The organism is Parabacteroides goldsteinii DSM 19448 = WAL 12034 (genome assembly GCF_000969835.1).
Taxonomy (GTDB): domain Bacteria; phylum Bacteroidota; class Bacteroidia; order Bacteroidales; family Tannerellaceae; genus Parabacteroides; species Parabacteroides goldsteinii.
The window spans coordinates 1,442,487-1,464,241 of record NZ_KQ033912.1 but is presented as its reverse complement, the minus strand read 5'-3'; the positions used below and the strand labels follow the sequence as shown (position 1 = coordinate 1,464,241).

General features: G+C 40.5%; 14 protein-coding genes. 5 read left to right on the top strand and 9 right to left on the bottom strand.

Going from position 1 to position 21,755, the window contains the following annotated elements; all coding sequences use genetic code 11:
- The first annotated feature begins 18 nt into the window (after nt 1–18).
- Nucleotides 19–1,284, top strand: coding sequence for an LVIVD repeat-containing protein (locus HMPREF1535_RS05560; protein WP_046145534.1), 1,266 nt, complete (start codon nt 19–21; stop codon nt 1,282–1,284).
- Nucleotides 1,285–1,342: 58 nt separating this feature from the next.
- On the opposite strand, the gene HMPREF1535_RS05555 is transcribed toward HMPREF1535_RS05560, so the two are convergent.
- The 4 genes from HMPREF1535_RS05555 to HMPREF1535_RS05540 all read right to left on the bottom strand — a co-directional run bounded on the left by HMPREF1535_RS05555 (nt 1,343) and on the right by HMPREF1535_RS05540 (nt 8,157).
- Entirely contained in the window at nt 1,343–2,995 is a 1,653-nt protein-coding gene (locus HMPREF1535_RS05555) for a RagB/SusD family nutrient uptake outer membrane protein (RefSeq protein WP_046145533.1), read from the bottom strand.
- 25 nt (nt 2,996–3,020) lie between these two features.
- Entirely contained in the window at nt 3,021–6,302 is a 3,282-nt protein-coding gene (locus HMPREF1535_RS05550) for a TonB-dependent receptor (protein WP_046145532.1), read from the bottom strand.
- A 114-nt stretch (nt 6,303–6,416) separates the two neighbouring features.
- Entirely contained in the window at nt 6,417–7,580 is a 1,164-nt protein-coding gene (locus HMPREF1535_RS05545; protein ID WP_046145531.1) for a FecR family protein, read from the bottom strand.
- 55 nt (nt 7,581–7,635) lie between these two features.
- Nucleotides 7,636–8,157, bottom strand: a complete 522-nt coding sequence (locus HMPREF1535_RS05540) for an RNA polymerase sigma-70 factor (protein ID WP_052716658.1) — start codon at nt 8,155–8,157, stop codon at nt 7,636–7,638.
- Between the two features lie 154 nt (nt 8,158–8,311).
- Between HMPREF1535_RS05540 and fsa the strand changes: the two genes are divergently transcribed.
- Together fsa and HMPREF1535_RS05530 are read left to right on the top strand one after the other, a co-directional pair.
- Nucleotides 8,312–8,968, top strand: coding sequence for a fructose-6-phosphate aldolase (gene fsa, locus HMPREF1535_RS05535; protein ID WP_046145530.1), 657 nt, complete (start codon nt 8,312–8,314; stop codon nt 8,966–8,968).
- A 313-nt stretch (nt 8,969–9,281) separates the two neighbouring features.
- Nucleotides 9,282–10,202: an Rpn family recombination-promoting nuclease/putative transposase gene (locus HMPREF1535_RS05530; RefSeq protein WP_046146426.1), complete on the top strand. Its 921-nt coding sequence runs from the start codon at nt 9,282–9,284 to the stop codon at nt 10,200–10,202.
- 190 nt (nt 10,203–10,392) lie between these two features.
- Here HMPREF1535_RS05530 and HMPREF1535_RS05525 read toward each other — a convergent pair whose 3' ends face one another.
- The gene (locus tag HMPREF1535_RS05525; protein WP_046146425.1) at nt 10,393–12,801 is read right to left on the bottom strand and encodes an ABC transporter permease; all 2,409 of its coding nucleotides are present in this window, start codon (nt 12,799–12,801) and stop codon (nt 10,393–10,395) included.
- 18 nt (nt 12,802–12,819) lie between these two features.
- Nucleotides 12,820–15,225, bottom strand: coding sequence for an ABC transporter permease (locus HMPREF1535_RS05520; RefSeq protein WP_046146424.1), 2,406 nt, complete (start codon nt 15,223–15,225; stop codon nt 12,820–12,822).
- A 176-nt stretch (nt 15,226–15,401) separates the two neighbouring features.
- Between HMPREF1535_RS05520 and HMPREF1535_RS05515 the strand changes: the two genes are divergently transcribed.
- The gene (locus tag HMPREF1535_RS05515) at nt 15,402–16,214 is read left to right on the top strand and encodes a sigma-54-dependent transcriptional regulator (protein WP_046146423.1); all 813 of its coding nucleotides are present in this window, start codon (nt 15,402–15,404) and stop codon (nt 16,212–16,214) included.
- 18 nt (nt 16,215–16,232) lie between these two features.
- On the opposite strand, the gene HMPREF1535_RS05510 is transcribed toward HMPREF1535_RS05515, so the two are convergent.
- On the bottom strand, nt 16,233–17,549 hold the full coding sequence (locus HMPREF1535_RS05510) for a DUF4933 domain-containing protein (RefSeq protein WP_046145529.1): 1,317 nt from the start codon (nt 17,547–17,549) through the stop codon (nt 16,233–16,235).
- Nucleotides 17,550–17,712: 163 nt separating this feature from the next.
- Here HMPREF1535_RS05510 and HMPREF1535_RS05505 point away from each other — a divergent pair, with 163 nt between their 5' ends.
- Nucleotides 17,713–18,942 (top strand): 6-bladed beta-propeller, encoded by a 1,230-nt coding sequence (locus HMPREF1535_RS05505; RefSeq protein WP_046145528.1) that lies wholly within the window; start codon nt 17,713–17,715, stop codon nt 18,940–18,942.
- A 60-nt stretch (nt 18,943–19,002) separates the two neighbouring features.
- Here the strand turns inward: HMPREF1535_RS05505 and HMPREF1535_RS05500 are convergent, their stop codons facing one another.
- Nucleotides 19,003–20,310, bottom strand: a complete 1,308-nt coding sequence (locus HMPREF1535_RS05500) for a DUF4933 domain-containing protein (RefSeq protein WP_046145527.1) — start codon at nt 20,308–20,310, stop codon at nt 19,003–19,005.
- A 125-nt stretch (nt 20,311–20,435) separates the two neighbouring features.
- A complete protein-coding gene (locus HMPREF1535_RS05495) occupies nt 20,436–21,743 on the bottom strand; it encodes a DUF4933 domain-containing protein (RefSeq protein WP_046145526.1) in 1,308 nt (435 codons plus the stop codon).
- Between the last annotated feature and the right edge of the window lie 12 nt (nt 21,744–21,755).

Here is a 21,755-nt window from a genome sequence, read left to right as displayed (position 1 = left end):
CCACTAAATGTATTGAAGATGAAAAAACTAATGAGTCTGTTTTGTGTGTCGTTGATCTGTTTGTTTTGCGGATGCAACGATGATATGAAAGTGAGGGAGACGATCACTTATACAGTGAACAAACCGGTATATATGTCTGCTGATGTATTCCGTTCTTCCGTGAAAGTAACCACTCAGCCGGAAGAGATAACCCAGAAGGGGAAGATTTGTTTTTATGAAGGTTATTTGTATGTGTCGGAGCCAGGAAAAGGAATTCATATTATTGATAACCGTAATCCGTCATCGCCAGCTTCGGTTGGGTTTATTGAATTGATGGGGAATGCCGACCTGGCAATACGCAACAATCTGTTATATGCGGATTCGTATGTCGATCTGGTGTGGTTCGATATCAGCAATCCTGCTTTACCTGCGTTGAAGAATCGATTGGAAAATGTATTTCTCCAGAGCTTTCCACCGATTGAGGAAGGCATAATCGATTCCGAAGTTTTTTCTGAAGCAGGTAGAGCGAAAGGTGTTGTTGTCGGCTGGACACAGGAGGAGGTAACAGAAACCTATGAGTATTATAAAGATGAAATCTATTATAATGATATGGGGGCCATTTCTGAAAGTAGCAGTGGTGGTGGCTCCATCGGTGTGAATGGCTCTATGTCCCGTTTCGGCCTTTATAAGGATTATCTGTATGTTGTATTGAATAATCAGATGGACATTTTCGATCTTTCCGGTACGGAACCTGTTGTAGCGGCGGAAACGATTCCTGTCGGATGGAATGTGGAAACTATTTTCAGTTATAAGGATTGTATGTTTATGGGAACGCCGACCGGAATGTTGATTTATTCCGTAAAAGATCCGTTAAAACCTGAATATCAGTCGTCATTGACTCATGTATATGGCTGTGACCCGGTTGTGGTGGAGGATGATATTGCCTATGTAACCGTTCATTCTGGTAATAACTGCGGACAAAACTTCAATGAGTTGATCATTATTAATGTCAGTGACGTGAAACGTCCCCAGCCGATAGTTTCCTATACAATGACTAAACCGAAAGGATTGGGAATCGATAACGGTACGCTTTTCCTTTGTGACGATGGTTTGAAGATCTATAATGCCAATGACCCACAGACTCTGATGGCAAACCGCCTGGCCCATTATTCCGGTATGGAAGGTTATGATGTAATCCCTTATAATAATGTATTGATGATGATTGCCGAAGACGGTATTTACCAGTATGATTATTCGGATTTGAAGGAGATCCGGTTGCTGAGTAAGATTGCGGTGAAGAAGTAATGTTGTTATTAATAATGAAAGAGGAAACCCCATGACAGGATTTCCTCTTTTTGATTTATTACCAACCGGTAGGTTGGCTGATGTTTGGATTGGCTGTAACTTCATCCTGAGGAAGAGGCCATGAGTCATTTTTGGGGAAAGTACAATTACGTTCTTCAATTGTTACAAACGAATTTGTTTTTGGATTCCATGCTCCCTGGATGGAACCAGACATTGTTTGTGCCCCAATATTCCAGCGACGAATATCATCGTATCGTTTTCCTTCGAAGCCAAATTCAACACGACGTTCGCGACGATACAGTTCACGTACTTTTTCCTGTGAGTTATAAACTGTTTTATCCATATTAGGCATTCCGGCACGATTACGAATCATATTTATATACTTTTCAACGTCAGGATTTTGCCAATCGCCACTTTCAACCAGACATTCAACGTAAGTTAGCAATACTTCTGCATAACGATATAACATGAAGTCCAAACTTCCGCGTCCACTGGCACGGTCTTGTTCGCTTGCAAATTTCTTTAGCATATAACCGGAAGCCGGAGCTCCTGTTTTTGTATAATAATCGCTACTATTTACATCAAATGGTGTATAAGTATAGTTTTTGAAAGAAGTATTATCGCCCGGCATCATTACTGTTGTATACAATCGGGGATCACGTTCTTTATAGAGAGGGTCCTTTTCATATTCAGTACGTTCATTAGCTGGCAGTGACTGGAGCGTTTTACCGTCGATTGTTTCAAATTCATCAACGAATGATTTTAAAACACCGCAGGTTCCCTGACCACCTAATGACATGCTTATGCAACGGAACCAGAATTGATTCAGACCATTGGAGGTAAAAATGATACGTTCTTTATTTTGTTTCCCTACATAATTAAATAAATCGCGATAATTTTTACCGGGATCTTCGTCTGCCAATTCTGTATAATATAATTCAAATACACCAGAATCTATCAATTGTTTTGCAGCTGCTTTTGCAATGTCATATTTTTGGAATTGTAAATTTAAATCCATTTTTAAGACTAAAGCAGAAGAACGAGACATACGGGCACGACGTCCTTCATCCCAGATAAAGGGACACACATTATCATCTGTTATGTTGATTATAGCATCGAATTCTCTATTCAAAAAATCTAAGCATTCTTCAACCGTATTACGTGACATAAAGTTTTCGGTTGGAGTCAATGATTTCTCAAGAATAGGTATACCATCGTGACGACCATACAGTAAGAATAACTGCATATGATACCAGGCACGCCAAACACGAACATCCGCTTTCATACGATCACGTTCATATTCGAGTGTAAAATATGCATTATCAACATGTTCCAGAAAACGGTTGCATCGGCGGATATATTCGTAATATCTATCCCATAGTTTGCTGATATAACCACCTGAAGTCGGTGTTGCCGAGCCATTGGCCAGATTGACGACTTCTGTCTGAAAGTTAGAACGGAAGTACTGATTATCTGTCATACCTTCCATGTGGATCCATGCAACGTTTGTAACTGTGTTACTTGTAAAATAGGAACCGTTAGGCCAGGCTTTACATTGTCCCAATGCTGTTTCGCATTCATTCATAGTTTTCCAGAAATCATCATCGGTTACTCCGGTCGGATGATCTCTTGTCAAAAAATCAGAACAACTACAAAATAAGAGTAACAACGAAGTAAAAGCCCATGTCGTTATTTTATTATTTAATTTCATAATCTTTTTATTTATAGGTTTATTATTAGAAATTCAGACTAACTCCCATAGAATAGGTTTTAACCAGTGGATATGAACTTTTCTGTCCGCGGCTTTCCGGGTCAACCAATTTTTCTTTTGCGAAAGTGAAAGGATTTTGTGCATTGATATATACACGGATATTGGATATTCCGATTTTTTTTAGTCCCATCTGATCGAATAGGTATCCTAGCTGAATATATTTTACACGGCAATAACTTGCATCGAAATGCCAAAAATCTGAACGGTGATTATTATTGCCATATGTAGAATTAGGAGCAATACGCGGATAACGTGCATTGGTATTAGTAGGAGTCCAATAGTCTGTTTGTACGGAAAGTGGTGTTTGTCCGTCTCCTGAAGTACTTAAGCCAAAAGAATACGGTTCTGAGTAGTAGGCGTCGACACCTGAAACTCCTTGAAATAAAACTTCCAATGACCATTTTTTGTAATCGAGGCTTATGTTGGCAAAATAATTTAATTTAGGTTGCTCGTCACCACGGATAACACGGTCGTCAGTAGTTATTTTACCGTCTTTATTTGTGTCAAGATAGTGTATATCTCCTGGTTGTTGTCCATCATAAATAATTACACCATCTTTAGGTATCCAATTACCGCTTTCGTCTTTGCTAAAATCACTTTCCTGTAATAAGTCGGCTGTCGGATAAACATAAAAGCTTTTTAAAGCATATCCTACTGTGTTTATATTATCTCCGTTATCATACGGACCTCCGTACAGTTCTTCGATTTTATTTTTGTTTTGAGATAAACCTCCATGGATGTTAAAACCAAAATCTTTGGTTAGCTGTTTGTTGTAATTGAGATCAAGTTCCCAACCGTGGTTTCTTAATTCTCCGGCATTCATTGGTACTTTTTCAATACCACCAACATATGAAATAGGAGGAGTTATGATAAGATCGGTAGTCAATTTATCGTAGTAATCGAATGTAATATTGATATCTTTGAGTATTCTGATGTCTGCACCGACATTGAGCATATTTACTTTTTCCCATGTTATGTCTGGATTACCATAAGTTGTTTCATTACCATTTGATGAATTGATCAAAGATTGATATTTGTATAGACCGATGTTTTCATTTCCCAATAAACCGTAAGATGCCCTTAGTTTTAATTCATTTAACCATTTTGCGCTTTTTATGAATTTTTCTTCATGTATATTCCAACCTGCACCGACAGAAGGGAAAACTCCATATTTATTACCTTTCCCAAAGCGGGATGAACCGTCACGACGAACAGTTCCTTCCAATAAGAAACGACGATCGAATGTATAATTAGCTTTGCCGAATACAGAGACCATTGACCATTGATCCCAGTCTCCATTATTTGTTAATTCCTGATTATATCCCCCTATAACAAATAAGCGGTGTTTGTCTTTCTCAAATGTATATTCAGCGGTAGCTCCTACATAGTAGTAACTTGAACGGTCTTTACTTGCACTATTAATCGAGCCCCAGGTTTCGAGCAAAGCCCCGGAAGTATAATCAAAAAAGTTATAGGCGGCTCGTTGGCGATTAGTGGCACTACTACTAACACGATACGAATATTGGCCTCTTAATATTAACTTGGGAATAACTTCCCAGCGAGGTGCAATATTGATACTAACATTGTCTTCCAGAGCTTTAAATTGTCCGCCACGATCAATTAATGCGGCAGGATTGCGTTGTTCCGGACGATTTCCGTAAAATACGATATCGCTTCCTTCTTTCATCGGATAACGTGCAACTGTATTGGGGGGAGTGCCATACATATAAGAAATGATAGAAGAAGTATATGCTCCATCTCTGTACATGGGTTCCTGACGATTGGTACGGTATGAATTAAAGTCCATATTGACTGACAGGTTATCAAGCAAACTTACAGATGTATTGGCACGTATGTTGATACGATCTGAATTGGCTTTTTCGACCAGACCCTCGTTTTTAAGGTAATTAGCAGTTAATGCGAAACGAGCCAGATTGCTACCACCGGATACAGATACGGAGTGACTTTGAACAGAACCTGTTTTGAATAAAAAATCTGCCCAGTCCACATCCGGATATTTAACAGGGTCTACTCCTTTACGTGTATTGTCTATTTCCTCTTGTGAATAGATAGGGTCACCTCCGATATTTGTATTGGCAGCATTCAACATTTCCATATATCCTGCACCATCAATAAATTCGGGCAGATAAGTTGCTTTCTGGATTCCGAAATAACCGTTATATGAAACATTTACTTTACCCGGGGTTCCGCGTTTTGTTTTTACAACAATAACGCCGTTTGCTGCACGGGCTCCATAGATAGCGGCGGCCGCCGCATCTTTTAGTACGGTAACACTTTCGATGGTATTCGGATCAAGGTTATTCATATCCATTGGAATACCGTCCACTAATACAAGAGGATCACTATTCGTTGTTAAGGAAGATATACCGCGGATTTTAATAGTTGCGGCATCTGCACCCGGTAAACCTGAACTTTGAGTTACATTCAAACCAGTTATACCTCCCTGTAATGATTGGGATAAAGATGTAATAGGCTTTGTAGTTAGATTTTTACTTATATCCAGAGAAGATACGGATGAAATAGTATTTAGTTTCTTCTCCTCAGAAAAACCAGTTACGATAATTTCATCCAAAGTCTCACTGTCTTCACTCAAAGAAACGCTTAAGTTACTGATTGCACGTGAAACAACATATTCATATTCTTTGAATCCCAGGAAGTTGAAAACAAGTATGTCTCCACGTTTTGCTTTAATAGAAAAATAACCGTTCTGGTCACTTATTGTACCAAGTTTTGTCCCTTTGATAGAAATGTTTACACCAGCCATCGGGTAAGGAGGTTCTGAGTTTTCCAATACCTGACCTTGGACTGTCCAAGGTCTATCATCAGCCTGGCTGATGATAGTGGATTGTACTTCATCTTTTGCTTTTTTTGCAATAGCGATATAATTGTCTATTTGCTTAAAAGTATATCCGTCTCCCAATACAGCAGATAATGCTTCTTTTATATCGGAAGTTTTAATGTCTACGGACACACTTTTATTTGTGGCTAATTCTTCTGTACTGTAAGCGATTTTAATACCGGATTGCTCTGAAATAGCATCCAGTATTTGTTCCATCTTTGCGTTCTTGAAAGATAGAACTAAGGTATAATTTTGTTCGAAGACAGATTCAAATGCAAAAGCATTGAATGGAACTGCCAATATAAAACAGTTCAGTAAAATGATAAACAATGATCGTTTTAAGACTTTTTGTGCTTTGCTGAAGTCTTCCGATGCTTTTTTTTTCATAAATTTGTAATTTACAGGTTAAACTAAAATGATTTCGTTTTTTTGATCTGTTAGCGGAGGTAGTATCTGATCCATACTGCCTCTGTTGCTTTTCATAATATTGTTATGTCATGATTATTGTTCCTCCTTTATTTTTTTGATGTTAATAATGTTATTTGTTCTCTCGAGTTTGATGTTGGAAGTATAACTGATTACTTCCAAAAGCTGATCTAGATTTGTTTCTCTCTCCGCTATAAGAGAATAATGATTATATTTTAAACTTTCATCTTCGTAGTTAACAGAAAAATCATACCACCGCTGGAGTTTTTTGACAATATCTTCCAGTGTTGCATCTTTAAAGATATATTTTCCATCTATCCAGGATGTAAATAGTTCAGTATTTACTATTCGGATATCAGTTTTTGCATTGTCTCTATTATATGTAAATTGTTCGGAAGGGGTAATAGTCACAGTTTTTTTGTTTTCAGTTTTGACAGAAACAGATCCTTCTATAAGTGTTGTACTGATCGTCTTATCAGCAGTGTAGCAGGAAACGTTGAATGAAGTTCCCAATACTTTTACTTCCATGCCATTTGCGTTGACAATAAAAGGTTTTTCCTTATTTTTTGCAACCTCAAAAAATGCTTCTCCTATAAGAGTTATCTCTCGCTTGTTACCAACGAACCGGGTCGGGTAGGTTATTTCTGTTTCTGAATTTAACCAAATACGGGTTCCGTCGGAAAGTAATAGTTGATATGTTTTTCCCTTAGGTATGACTAAATGATTATTTTGTATTGTTATTTTTTCCTCTTCTTCTTCTTGTGGTTCATAGACTAGTTTATTTTTTGCATCGTTTTTAATTACCACATGTTTTTCCTGCATGGAAAAAGATTCTTCTGTTAATGCTATTTTTTCTCCATTCTCTAAAAGTAATGTAGGCTGGCTAAATTCTTCCATGTTGACTTCATGGATAGTGGATGCCGGTTGTTTTGAAAAATAAATCATACCGGTAAATACAATAATGGCGACCATTGCTGCATAACGTGTCCAAACAGGCAGTCTGAATGTTTTCTTTTTGGAGATGGTCTGTTTATGGACCTGCTGCCATGCGAATTCCGTATTGAATGTTTTATTTTTGCTCCTATGCGTTGTGACTTGATATAATCGTTTGAGTTTTTCATATTCGGCCCGGTTAGCATCAGATGCGTCCAGCCATTCCGTAAAGATACGGCGCTCTTCATCTGTAGCTTCGTCAGCTAATATGGAATGTATAATTTGATATATTGTTTCAGAATTCATTTTTTCTTCCTTTTATATTAATTACAATCGGGAAGAAAGAAATGGGTAGGTCAAATCAGAAAAAAAAATAGAAAAAAATAAAGGTCAGGTGTTTTAACTCCTCTTTCATGATCCGGAAAGCCTCCCCCAGATGATATTTTACGGTATTGACCGATATATTGGATATTTCAGCTATTTCTTTGTATTTCAATCCGGTGATACATTTTAGCAGAAAGACTTTTCTGCATTTCTCCGGAAGTTTCTGCAATGCCAACTGTACCTCTTTTTGATAAATAAAATCGTCTTTATCGTCCAGTTGGAGATTCCATTCTTCCGTCAGCGAGGCAATGAAATCTTCTTTTATAATTTCAGATTTATAATAATTGATGCAACTGTTTCTGATTGCACGATAGGCATAGGGAAGAAATGTTTCCTGAGTAACAGTCAAATGCTTTTTCTCCCAAATTGAAATGAAGAATGTTTGAACAATATCTTCAGCAGTCTGACTGTCAGTGATATATCTGCAGGCATAGTTACATAAAAGGGAGTAGTGGTCCCGGAATAGTTTTTCAAAGATTTGTTCGTTGGCTATCTCCATAAGTTTAAATAATCTGCAATATTCGATAATTTTTTGAAGAAATACAAGTTTTATGCAAATGAATTGAGTGGAGGATAGTCCTTTTCTTTTGAATACATAAGAACTATCAGTGAATGAATTTGTTATTTAAATAGAATCATAAACAAATAAGGCGATGAAATTTTTTATAGACACAGCGAACCTGGATCAGATCCGGGAAGCGAATGATTTGGGCGTGTTGGATGGTGTGACGACCAATCCGTCATTGATGGCCAAAGAAGGAATTAAAGGAGTGGAAAACCAACGAGCACATTATTTAAAGATTTGCGAGATCGTGGATGGCGATGTGAGTGCCGAGGTGATCTCTACCGATTATGAAGGAATGATCAAAGAAGGGGAGGAACTGGCTGCTCTGAATCCGCATATCGTAGTAAAAGTTCCTTGCATTGAAGCTGGAATTAAGGCAATTAAATATTTTACGGACAAAGGTATCCGTACGAACTGTACGCTGGTCTTTTCCCGTGGTCAGGCTCTTTTGGCGGCAAAGGCCGGGGCTACTTATGTCTCTCCGTTTGTCGGACGTCTCGACGATATATCCAGTGATGGAATTGAACTGGTTGCCAAAATAGTGGAAATGTATACTTATTATGGCTATGAGACGGAAGTGCTTGCTGCTTCTATCCGTAGCACACAACATATTATCCAATGTATCGAGGCGGGAGCCGATGTGGCAACTTGCCCGTTGGCTGCTATCAAAGGTTTGTTGAAACACCCGCTTACCGATAGCGGACTGGCAACCTTTCTAGCCGACTATAAAAAGGTGAACGGATAGGCCGTCGGTGACAAATTATATTTTCTTTGTTTTATAGGGGGCAGCAAAAAGTTTGTCACGGCTGATTATTAGTGTGTTAGGACGGAAATGGCTTACAACCGGGGTAAAAAAGTACCTACTTTCGACCTCGAGTTTGTCATAGTTAACATTTGTTGGGTTTTTCTCCCGGTTGTAATAAAAACATAGAAAACGGATTCGGCGGTAGGATCGGGATGTTTATGAATTGTCATGTTCTCAGAAAAATAAAGAGGATGGAATTCTTTATTTCATTGAAGAATACTTATCTTTGCATATCAACTTAAAAGAATTAACTATGAAGTATTTAAATCCGAGAGCAGATCTTACGTTTAAACGTATTTTTGGCGAACATCCCGATCTGGTGATCAGTTTACTCAATGCCTTGTTGCCCCTGAAAGCGGGTGAGGAGATTAGAGAGATCGAATACCTCCCTTCCGAGATGGTGCCGGACAATCCCTTGCGTAAATTCAGTATTGTAGACGTTCGTTGCTGCGATGTGAAAGGGCGTCAGTTTTTGGTAGAGATGCAGATGCTTTGGTCGCCGGAGTTTCGCGAGCGAGTTCTTTTCAATGCCTCAAAAGCTTATGTGCGTCAGTTAGATGCAGGCGAAGGCTACGAATTGTTGCAGCCGGTTTATTCGCTCAACCTGGTGAACGAGGTTTTCGAACCGGCTCTGGATGGTTATTACCATCATTATGCAATGGTGCATGTGGAGCATACGGATCATATCATCGACGGTTTGCAATTGATTTTTGTCGAGCTGCCTAAGTTTACTCCCCATACCTATAGTGAGAAACGTATGCATGTCCTTTGGCTCCGTTTTCTGACTGAGATAGGTGAATCGACGCGTGTCGTCCCTCATGAATTACTGGAAGCCCCTGAAATATCGAAAGCTCTGACAGTGCTGGAAGAATCAGCCTTTACAGACGAGGAGTTAGCCGGTTACGAGCATTTCTGGGATGGTATCAGTGTTGAAAAAACTCTTTATAATAGTGCAAGACGTGAAGGGCTTGCCGAAGGAAGGGCTGAAGGAAAAGCTGAAGGTATTGCTGAAGGAAAAGCTGAAGGTATTGCTGAAGGAAGAGCCGAAGGTCTTGCCGAAGGAGAAGCGAAGGGTAAACGCCTTATTGCTGCCAACATGAAAAAGTCAGGTATTGATCCACTTATCATTGTACAATGTACCGGTTTGTCAATAGAAGAGATTGAACGACTTTAAGAGTTACTGGATAGATGCGAACATGATTTATGTCTTAATAGTTCGCATTAAAATATGATCCCGATGATATTCGGATACCATCCCGGTGATGATGAAACGTCACCGGGGTGACATGATGCAAAAGCTATAGCTTTCGAGATTAGAAGCTATAGCTTTTGTCCTTAAAGTAAGTAGCCTTTGAGCTTAGTTGTTATTCACTTCTTAAAACTTTGACAGGATTGCCCGAAGCCGCTTTGTAAGTATGCCAGCTGACGGTGAGCAGTGTTATAAAAAGTACACTGATCCCACCGAGCAGAAAGTGGAAGACGGATATTTCCGTATGATAGGCAAAGTGTTCCAACCATCGATTGAGGAAAAGCCATGATACAGGAACGGCAATGACAAAGGCTATCCCGATCCAGCCGACAAACTGTTTATTCAGTAGAAACATAATACCTAAAGTGCTGGAACCGTTTACTTTCCGAATGCCTATTTCTTTGGTGCGTTGTTCCGTAGCATACAAAGCCATTCCGAACAATCCGAAACAAGTCAGGAAAATACTGATCAGCGAGTACATGATCATTAATTCCGCCAGTTCGGTTGTTCTGCTGTTGCGTTGCATGAACTCTTTATAGACATCCTGGAAAGTAAAATATTTACCCGGATTCATCCTTTCCCATACTTCTTTAATAGCAGCCATTGTTTGCTGACGTTCTTTGCCCACTTTGATCTCTGCAAAAGCATATCGTTTATCATCATCCTGGCCGATGTAAATGATACTGGGAAAAACATCTTCTTCGAGTGAATTGGCAAACATGTTCTCGACAATACCTGCAACGACCACTTTAGGGTTGTTGCTGTTTTTTTCATATTCTTTAAAGTCTTTGTCGTATTTACTTAGTTGCTGGCCGAACGGATTTTCTCCCGGCGGAATCAGTAGGTCTGCATATTTCCGGGTGATATAGGCCGGACTTTGGAATTGTTCGAGCGCCTTATCCGGCTCAACTCCCTGTATGATGTCGATTTTTAATGTTCTCAGGAAATCACGTCCTCCCATGTATTGCGCTTTCATATAATGGCTTTCACTTCCATCCTGGTTTTTGATATTCACGGGAGCTATCCCCATGTTTAGTAAAGGACCACCTGTAAGTGTTACATTTTCTACGCCGGGTATTTTTCTTATTTCGTGTGCAAAAGCCGGTAAGTAGGAATTGTCTGCTCCCCAATTGCCCACCTCGATTAATCCGTGATATCCTTCCGCTTTGTTTTGTATAAAATGAAGTTGGTTGTTTACTGTAAGTGTTGCGATGATCAGCCCGATAGAGACTGTATATTGGGCAATCGAAAGAGCCGTTACGATCCTTCTTTTCTTGTTTCCGGTGAAAAACTCGCGATAGCCGGAGGCCGATAGTTTGGATATTTTCCGGCTGATATAAACAGAAGGAATGATCGATAACAGGAGTATGAACACTGTAATAACAGGTAATGCCTGTCTGTTAAAGAAAAAAGAAGTCTCTATCTTTCCGGAAGTGATCGAATTGAATATCGGGATCAGATCGTGTGTTATCAGCAAAGATAACAGGAAGGATACAATGACGGTCAGGAATGTATCGATAAATAGCTGGTGGTTTATATTGTTTTTTGTCGCTCCCATCAGTTTTTCCGTATGGATCATCCGCACTTGTTGCAATAGGCGGGAGAAGTTGAGATTGATATAATTGAAACAGGCAATTAGCAGGATAAGAATGGCTGAGATCAGCCCGACGTAAAGTAATGTCTTTTGACGGCTGTTCATGAAGAAGTAACTTTCCTGTGTGTATTTTTTGAAATAACTCTCTTGTAGAGTGTACAGACGGTATTTTCCGTCAGGAACAAAGGTTTGTATGCCGTCTTTATGGATTTGTTCGGCAAACTTTTTCGTATCGATCGGGCGGTTGGTCATAAACAGACATACTCCTCCAGGGATTGGCCCGTCATTTCCGATTACGGCATCGAAGTCGATATAAGATTGTTTACGCGATTTCAGCACAGCGGCAATCTGATAGGTGGTTTCATTCTTTCCCTCTTCAATCGTACCATCCTCCCGTACACGGGTCGTTACATTATTTTCACCGGTTATGATTGTTTGGCCGATCGGATTCTCTTTACCGAAATACTTTTGGGCGCATTTTTCCGATAAGGCGATCTTGTTCGGTTGTGTCAGCACTTCGTTCAAATCTCCATACAATACCTTATAAGGGAAGAAATGGGGAAACGAGGCTTCTGTTGTCATTATAATGATGGGGTCGAAACGGGTATTGTTTACTTTTATGTAATCCATTCCGATATTATTAAGGCATACATGATCTATAATCTCCGGGTATTTTTCTTTAATCTCGGCTGCAATACCACCGGCAGTGAAACAAACCCGTTCACCCGGTTGGATCGGCGAATCCTGGTCCATCATATAAATAGTCTCCCGGTGAGGATTATCCGCCTCCAGGTTATACTCATGGATAACGAAAATAGCTAGCAAGTTCGTGCAGGCAATGCCGATTGCCAGGCTGACGATCGATATGATTGAAAATGTCTTGTTCCGCCACCAGCTTCGCAGGACGAGTTTGAATGCGATTGCTTTCATTTTGTAATTCATAATAGGTTATTCACTTCTTAATACTTTAACAGGATTACCGGATGCAGCTTTGTAGCTGTGCCAGCTGACGGTGAGTAGGGTGATGAGCAGGACAAAAAAACCGCTTATCAGATAGATTCCGATGTTCATATCCGTGTGGTAGACGAAATTTTCCAACCAGCGGTTGAGTAGCAGCCAGGTAATAGGGATAGCAATGATAAAGGAAATGCCTATCCAGGATATGAACTGGCTGTTGAGCAGTAACATGATTTGGGGGCTGGTCGCTCCATTCACTTTCCGGATACCTATTTCTTTGGTGCGTTGTTCGGTTGCATAGAGTGCCATTCCAAACAGGCCGCAGCAAGTCAGGAAGAGGCTGATCAATGAATACATAAACAGCAGCCGGGAGAGTTCGGTTGTTTTCTCGTTCCGTTGCAGGAACTTTTGGTAAACATCCTGGTACGTGAAATAGTTACCCGGGTTTACCTTATTCCATGCTTCCCGTACGGCGGCGATACTCTTTTCTCTGTCGTCGCCGAGGCGTATATAAATGTAATTGAACGAATTTTGAGGACTGTTGTTGATCTGTATGGTAAAAGGATAAACCTCACTTTCCAGCGTATGTGTGTATAAGTTATCGACGATACCGGCAATTGTCGTGACCGGTGCATTTGACGGATCATTACCTGTATTCCCTTCGTCGAACTCTTTATCGATCGCATTAATCGGCTTACCGATCGGGTTTTCTCCTTTTCCGACCAGTATCTCTGCATATTTCTCATTGATATATACCGGACGGGTATATTTTTCGACGGCCTGTTCGGGAGGAAGGCCTTTTAACAGCTTCAGTTGTAAGGCGTCCAGGAAGTCTGGTTCGCCGAAATAGTTGATTTGTGCCGTATAGTTTTCACTGCCGTCTTCATTTTTCAGGACGATTTGCATTATCCAACTGTCCAGGATAGAGCTTCCGGCAAGGGATACGTGCTTTATCTCCGGGTGTTTTTTTAGTTCCCGGGCAAAGGGACGGACATAAGAACCGTCTTCTTGCCAATCTCCTATTTCAATCAGGTTTTTATAATTATCTCCTCCTTGGCGGATGAAGTGAAGTTGGTCGTTTACCGTCAGTGTGGCAATGACCAGGCCGATAGAAATAACATATTGGGCGATGGATAATGAGGTGACTATCTTCCTCTTTTTATTTCCGGTGAAAAACTCCCGGTAGCCGGAGCTGGAAAGCCTGGATATCTTTCGTCCCATATAGGTTGCCGGAATTATGGATAACAGCAGGATAAAACAACAGATGACTGGCAATGATTGTCCGTTGAAAAAGAAAGAGGAATGCAATTGCCCGTTTACGATTGAGTTGAACAGGGGAAGCAGGTCATGGGTAATCAGCAACGAGCAGAGGAAGGCAATGATTACCGTCAGGAAGGTATCCAGAAAAAGTTGCAGGTCGATTTCTTTCCGGCTGGCTCCCATCAGTTTCTGTGTATGAATCATCCGTACCTGTTGAAGGAGACGTGAGAAGTTGAGGTTGATATAATTGAAACAGGCTATCAGCAGAATCAGGATGGCGGAGATTAATCCTACATAGAGCAATGTAGGCTGACGGAAATTCAGATAGTACGATTTCTGTCCTTCGGGCGCGTAGAAGTAGCTTTCCTGTAAAGTATCCAGATAATAATTCCCCAGGTCACCCTGTAAAGTAGGGATTTTGTCTTTTTTCAATTGTGCTTCAAATGCTTTCCGGTCGATTGGCTTGTTCATCAGTAACAGGCTGGTACCGCCATAGAAAGGATCTGAAATGGCCGTTACTGCCTCCAGGTTTAAAAAAGATTGTTCCCGGTCGGCTATGATAGCGGCAACCTGGTAAGCGTGTTCGTTGTTAGTACTGCCTTTGGTACTCATCTCTTCATCGGGAAGGTTGAAATGTATTATTTTGCCAATCGGATTGGTTTTTCCGAAAAGTTTCCGGGCAGTTTGTTCGGTAAGGGCCAGTTTGTCGGGCTGGGTCAAGGCTTCTTTCAGGTTTCCGGAGAGTACTTTATAAGGGAAAAACTCAGACAAAGACGGATCGGCGGAGACGAGACGAATCGGTGCGTGTTTCACATTATCGATAGAGATGTATTTGACGGTTTCTCCGCTTATCCGGAGATAGTTCTCAACTTCGCTGTATTTCTCTTTCAGCATTGCCGGGATATCGCCTCCTGCATAGATTGTCTTTTCTCCGGTTTTCATCGGCCAGTCCTGGCTGAGTATCCAGATACGTTCTTTGTTCGGATTTCCTTTCTCTATTCCATATTCATGAATAGTGAATACGGCCAGCAGGTTTGTGCAGGCAATGCCGATCGCCAGGCTGACGATGGAGATTATTGAGAATGTTTTGTTTCTCCACCAGCTGCGGAATACAAGTTTTAGAGCGACAGTTTTCATAAATTCGATATTAGGCTTTTCGTACCGTTCTTTTTCGAATGGCATTTCAAATCTATCCTCTTTCTTTTGTAGAGACAAAGAATAAGTGAAAATAATTGAAGGATACAGTCAAATTGTCTAAATATTAGACAATGGGAGTTGGGAGAAAAAAGAATCCGTATATCTTTGCTTTTGTTATGAGAAATGGAAAGATTATAGTAGTGGACGATAATGAGGCGGTGCTTAAAACATTGCGAATGATTCTTTCGCGTGAATTTAAGACGGTGGTTTGTGCTTCGGTGCCGACTTTGCTGCCTGCTTTGCTTCGGGAAGATGATGTGGATGTTGTCCTGTTGGATATGAATTTCGGAACCGGGAAGCAGAGCGGGGGAGAGGGGCTTTTCTGGCTGGACCGTATCCGTGAACGTCCGAATCCGCCGGAAGTCGTGCTGATAACTGCTTTTGGCGATATCGAACTGGCTGTCTCTTCCCTGAAAAAGGGAGCGGTGGATTTTATCGTGAAACCCTGGGATAATGATAAACTCTTGTCGACTGTTATCGCTGCCTGGGAATCCCGTTCCGGGAGAAAACAAAATTCCTCTCGAAAGGAATCGGAATTTCTTTCGGAAGAAACAGATTCTGTCGTTACATTGCTTGTCAACTCCCTGCTCCGGAAATATGCGACGGCCTATGGGAAACCTTTTCCCGGAATTACTCCCGGTGCATTGCATAAATTGTCGGACAGGATGCTCAATGGTGACCTCAGTCTTTTGCAGCAGACCATAGAGCGTGCCGTGCTTCTTTCAAATTCATCCGTGCTCGATAGTGATGACTTTTATATGGACGCTCCTCCTGTAACTGTTTCCCATCCGGTTACTTTGGAAGAGATGGAGAAACAGTTTATCAGTGAAGTGCTGGCAGAGAAAAAAGGAAATCTGACACTTTGTGCCCAGCAACTGAATATCAGTAGGCAGACACTCTATAATAAGATGAAGAAATATGATTTATAGAAATATCGAACATCCTGTTTATCTTACCACAATCATCACATACTGATTTTCCTGTATTCTCTTGTTGTCAAGGAGATCCAGTAGTTTTTGCTGTTTAGGCGAGCCGGTTCGTTCTACGTTCATACGCATTTCTGTCAGTGTACGGATCATATAAAGATAACCGTCTGTTTGTCCGTCCGGCCAGAAAGTGAGTCCGCCGTCCAGGTCGTTGACAAATCCCTGTCCTCTACGCGGAAGGACATACGTTTTACCTTCATCTTTCATATAAACAGCCTGATAACTCAGTGTCGGTTTGTACTCATATTCAAATCCCAGCCAGCTTACGAGCTTTGGACCTTTCTTTTGATACAGGCCCATGAATAAACCTTTTGAGTTTTCATATAAAGTACGCAACCATATCTTCTCATCCGTAACTTCTTGTTTTTCTGCATAGTCAGTCAGGATGCCGTATCTCCCGAGATTCAGATTGTACAAAGGTACAACAGTCTGCGGATCATGCATCTGGAATACGGTATCACAGAACGGTATCATAAAAGTCATTTGATCCTGTGCCTCATTCCAATAGGATGTCTGGAAGAATGGGATATTATCCGTTTGCGATTTGGAAAGCGTCGACTTATCCTTTAAGGTGAACTTTCCGAGCGTTTCGCCAGCCAGGTTAAAAGTCAGCATGCAGTTCGGAACACCGCTTGTGTCTTCATAGTGGCTCAACATATATCCGTCGGATGAGAATCCCAGTAGTTTATCTTTTCCCAGGTTGATTGTGTATTTCTTTTCCACTGTTTCAGGAAAAACATACCGGGTGATTGTCAACATCGTATCTAGTGGAGGCAGTTCAATGATTTGTGGGTCGCAAGGCTCTTGGCTTCCTCTGGTTTCCACATCTTTACCGCTCATGGCACAATACATGCGGGTCGTCTTTTTGTCATAAAACAGATTATGCCCGTTCATTTCATTATTCCATTTATAGGCCAGTGCCTTGAAACCGTATCGTTTGCTTGGCCTTCCTATTTTCCGGTAATAGAGCCGCGGGTTGTTGAACGTGATGAAAGCATTGCTGTCAGGTATGGAAATAGCTTGCTTTACCGTAAAGTTACCGTCTCCGACAATATAATAATCTATTTCCGAAGCGATCTGGCTTAACTTCAATGGTTGCTTTTCGCCATCGAGGGCACTTTCCAAATCTATATGGGTAGGAGCAACAGAATAATCGACTTTCCCTTCATATTTAGGGGGAGTGATTGGACGGGTGCTCTTTCCTTCTTTTTGTTTACAGCCGCTCAGTGTACCGAGACATACAGCACAGGTGGCAATCAGAATATATAATGTTTTCATGATACCGGTTTTTTTAATTGATTGCCTCAAAAATAGGTATTATTTATTGATTTGTATTCATTAAATACGATTTTATCGTTTATTTACGAATAAACAGTAATAATGTTGCATACCAATGATTTAATAGCTTTATTTGTATATAGTAATCTAAATACCAATTAGTATGGATGCAAGTTCGAAACTTTTAGGCGGTTTATTAATCACTTTGGCTACTGTTTCTTGTATTACGGGGAATAAAAACAACGCCGGACGTAAGAATCTTTTGAAGGATTGTCCCGTTGTAGGCCAGTATGTTCAGGTGGGAGACAACAAGGTCTTGTCGTGTGACCAGAAGTTATTGACAGATACGATCCGTCTTCCTCTTAGTTTCTTTACAGAAGATATGGAAATCGTTAAATTGGATGGTAGGGATACGGCATTGGTTACTCAATGTGGTGTTAGTCTTTCCGATAATTATATTCTGATACATAGCGGATATCCTCCTACTGCTTTTAAACTTTTTGACAGGAAAGGAAATTATCTGACGGATGTAGGTGCTGTCGGTCAAGGTCCGGGTGAATATAACTTTGTATATGATGCCCAGATTGACGAGAAAAACGATCGTATTTATTTGATGCCCTGGCAAACGGAGAATCTGTTTGTTTATAATTTAAAAGGTGAGACGCTAGCTCCCATACCTCTTGGGATTCGTTGTCCGAAAGCCATGTTCAAAGTTGATCCGGAAAAGGGTACGTTGACGGTGGCTACATTACCTTTTCCGAAAACTCCGGCTCTTGTCTGGGTACAGGATTTAGCTGGAAATCATATTCAGGAAGTGGGCCCCGGGCATTTGGAAGTTCCCTGGACTTTTAATAATGAGATATTATGTAATTTGAATATGCCCAATGTGTTTGATGTCAATCTTTTATGTGTAGAACCGACTCGTCCAGATTCTCTATATCATTATGATATTGAGAATAACCGGTTGCGCCCGACTTTTACATTTAATCATTCAAAAACAGATCCTATCCCCTGGCATGGTTTTAATGAATGGCCCAATCATTTTGTAGGACAATTTTCAGGTCCTCCTGTTGTTCAGCAAAATGAACATGGAACAATTGCGACACCAGGAGAGACAGTTCATTATATAGTAGACAAGAATACTTGCAAGGGGGCTTACTTTAAAATATATAATGATTATTTCGGAGATCAGGAAATAGAATGGCCTAGCGGAATATTCTCGAACGGTTATTATATCCGTAATATGGAACCGGGAAATTTACTGACAGAGATTGAAACTTTATTGAAAAAGAGTGATCTTTCCAGTGATATGCGGAAAAAACTAACTGATATACAGAATATGATTGATGAAAATGATAATAATTACCTGATGATTTATCCTCTTAAAAGATAAAAGTTTATAGAACTATCCTCCTGTCGGTTCCATCGAAAAAGAACCGGCAGGAGGTATAATTTATTTGACGACAATCATTACATTCTGATTGTCCGGCAGATTGCGAAGGAAGTTTTTAAGTGCTTTCTGTTTAGGGGAACCAGTTAGTTTAATGTCTTTTTTCAGTTCGCTGGCCGGACGAATCATATACATATATTCGTCTACTTGACTGTCAGGCCAGAAAGGTAAACCTTCATCCAGATCGTTTGTCAATCCCTTTGATTTCAATGGGAGCGCTTTTGTTTGTCGGCTTTTCTTCAGGAAAACCATCTGATAATCTTCGGAAGGAAATTCTTTGCTGTTTTTCTCTTTTTCTAACCAACCGGATTGTCTATGTGTACCTTCTTTGTGGATTGTTAGAAATACTCCTTTCGGATTCTCGATAAAACCGTTAATCCATGCTTTGTTTTCCAGCCCACTGCTTCTTATAGCTTTGCTAGCCGGTAGTCTGTATCTTCCTAAATGAACATAATATGCCGGAAAGATTGTTTGATGATCTTGTAAACGGTAAACTGTGTCACAGAAGTTTACAACGAATGTTGGTTTGTTTTCATATAGATAAAAATTGTTGTAGCAAGTAAAACTGTAATAACTTTTTATCGGAACTACCCCTAAGGAGTCGATTCCGAAATGGAACTGACAGAGTGTGTCATTCTTTAGATTGAAAGCGGTTACTCCCTGGGTAAACGAACTTCCGGGATAATTGAAACGGCGGTAGTACATTTCCGGAGTGAAGCACTCTGCATAATCTGTCAGTAAATGACGGGTTAGGAGTGAGTCCGGATATAAATAATATCTTCTGGCAAGCACGCTGTCTAATGGAGGTAATTCTCCGATATACCAATTGGCATATCCAGTCTCCGGGTTTATTTTCTTTGTTTGTCCATACAGTTTCGTTGTAGCTTTGTCATAAAACAGGTTCTTACCTGAGATATAATCTTTCCAGTCGTTGTATTCTGTTTTCAATCCTACGCGTTTCCGCTTTTTCCCTTGCCGGTAAAGATAGAGTTTGGGTTGGTTCAGAACAATGAAACCTCCTTCAACGGCAACAACATCCGTAATCGGATATTTGTCGTCACCTACCTGGTAGTATTCGATGGTTGATGCCACTTCGCTTAGCAGGACAGGGGAGGAAGTGGAAATAGCCGATTCGACATCTATTTTTTCCGTTAGATTTGTCTTGTCATATTTGGCTGTATATTTCGGACTGGCAGGTTGATAAACGGCTTCTTCCGTTACAGAGGATATGGTTTCTTTCCCTTTTTGTTTGCATCCGGTAAACAGAATAAGGAAAACCAGCAATAGATTATATGGTAAGTTTCTTTTCATGACTCATTGTTTTAATTTAACTGATAGGTTAATATTGTTATCCTTAATAAAAAGAGTGAATAAGGCAACCGATTATCGTATATCCCAATTAATTCAATTAGTTTACCAGGAAGGTGACAGGATCCTTATTTGACAACAATCATTACATTCTGATTGTCCGGCAGATCACTGAGGAAGTTTTTAAGAGTTTCCTGTTTAGGGGAACCGGTTAGTTTAATTCCTTTTTTCAGTTCACCGGCCGGCCGGATCATGTACATATATTCATCTGTTTGACCATCGGGCCAGAAAGGCAAGCCTCCGTCCAGGTCGTTTATCATTCCCCGGGCTGTCAGTGGTAATGCTTTGGTCTGACGTTTATTTTTCAGATAAACCATTAGGTAATCTTCGGATGGAAAATCCTGGTTCTGCTTGTCTTTGTTGTCCAGCCATCCGGATTTATTACTTTTACCCTCCCTGTGAACTTTCAGGAATACGGCTTGCGAATTTTCCCGTAAATTATCCACCCATGCTTTATTACGTTTATCTCCTCTATTAATCACATAGGTTGCCGGTGCCTTGTATTTGCCTAAATGGATGGCATAGACCGGAGCAATGGTCTGCTGATCCAGCAGTCGGTAAACCGTATCGCAATAGGTCGCTGAAAATGTCGGTTTGTTATCATACAGATATGATGTATGGAAGAGTGTGAAATTGTAAAAGTTATCGCTTTTAATAGTACCAATGGAATCGATCCCGAAATAAAAATGGCAGAGAGTATCGCCCTTTAAATTGAAAGTGTTGACTCCATAGTCAAAACCGGTCCCAGGGTAATTGAACCGGCCGACAGACATTTCCGGAGTGAATATCTCTACCCAGTTTTTCAGAAGACGGCGGTTTGGCAATGAGTCCGGATACAGATAATGCACCCTGGCCAGGACACTGTCCAACGGAGGAAGTTCTCCTATATATTTGGTTGAATATCCGGTTTCCTGATTCAGTTTCTTTAATTGTACGTATAACCGGGTAGTCTTTTTATCATAAAACAGGTTATTACCCGATTCATTGTCCCGCCAATTACTATATTCTGTTTTCAATCCGACCCGTTTCCGTTTTTTCCCTTGCCGGTAAAGGTATAGTTTCGGCTTGTTGAGGGCAATGAAACCACCCTCAACAGCAACAACTTCGGTCACTGGATATTTATCGTCGCCTACCTGATAATATTCGATGGTCGATGCCACTTCACTTAACCGGACAGGAGATGATGTGGAAATAGCTGATTCGACATCTATTTTAGCTGTAGGTGTTGAATGGTCATACCTGGCTGTATATTTCGGACTGGCAGGCTGGTAAGCAGTTTCTTCAGTAGTAGAGGATTCTGTTTCATTTTTTTGCTTACAACCGGATACAAGTATCAAAAGAGCAAAAAACAAGCAATATGAGATGTTCTTTATCATAATTATTTCTTT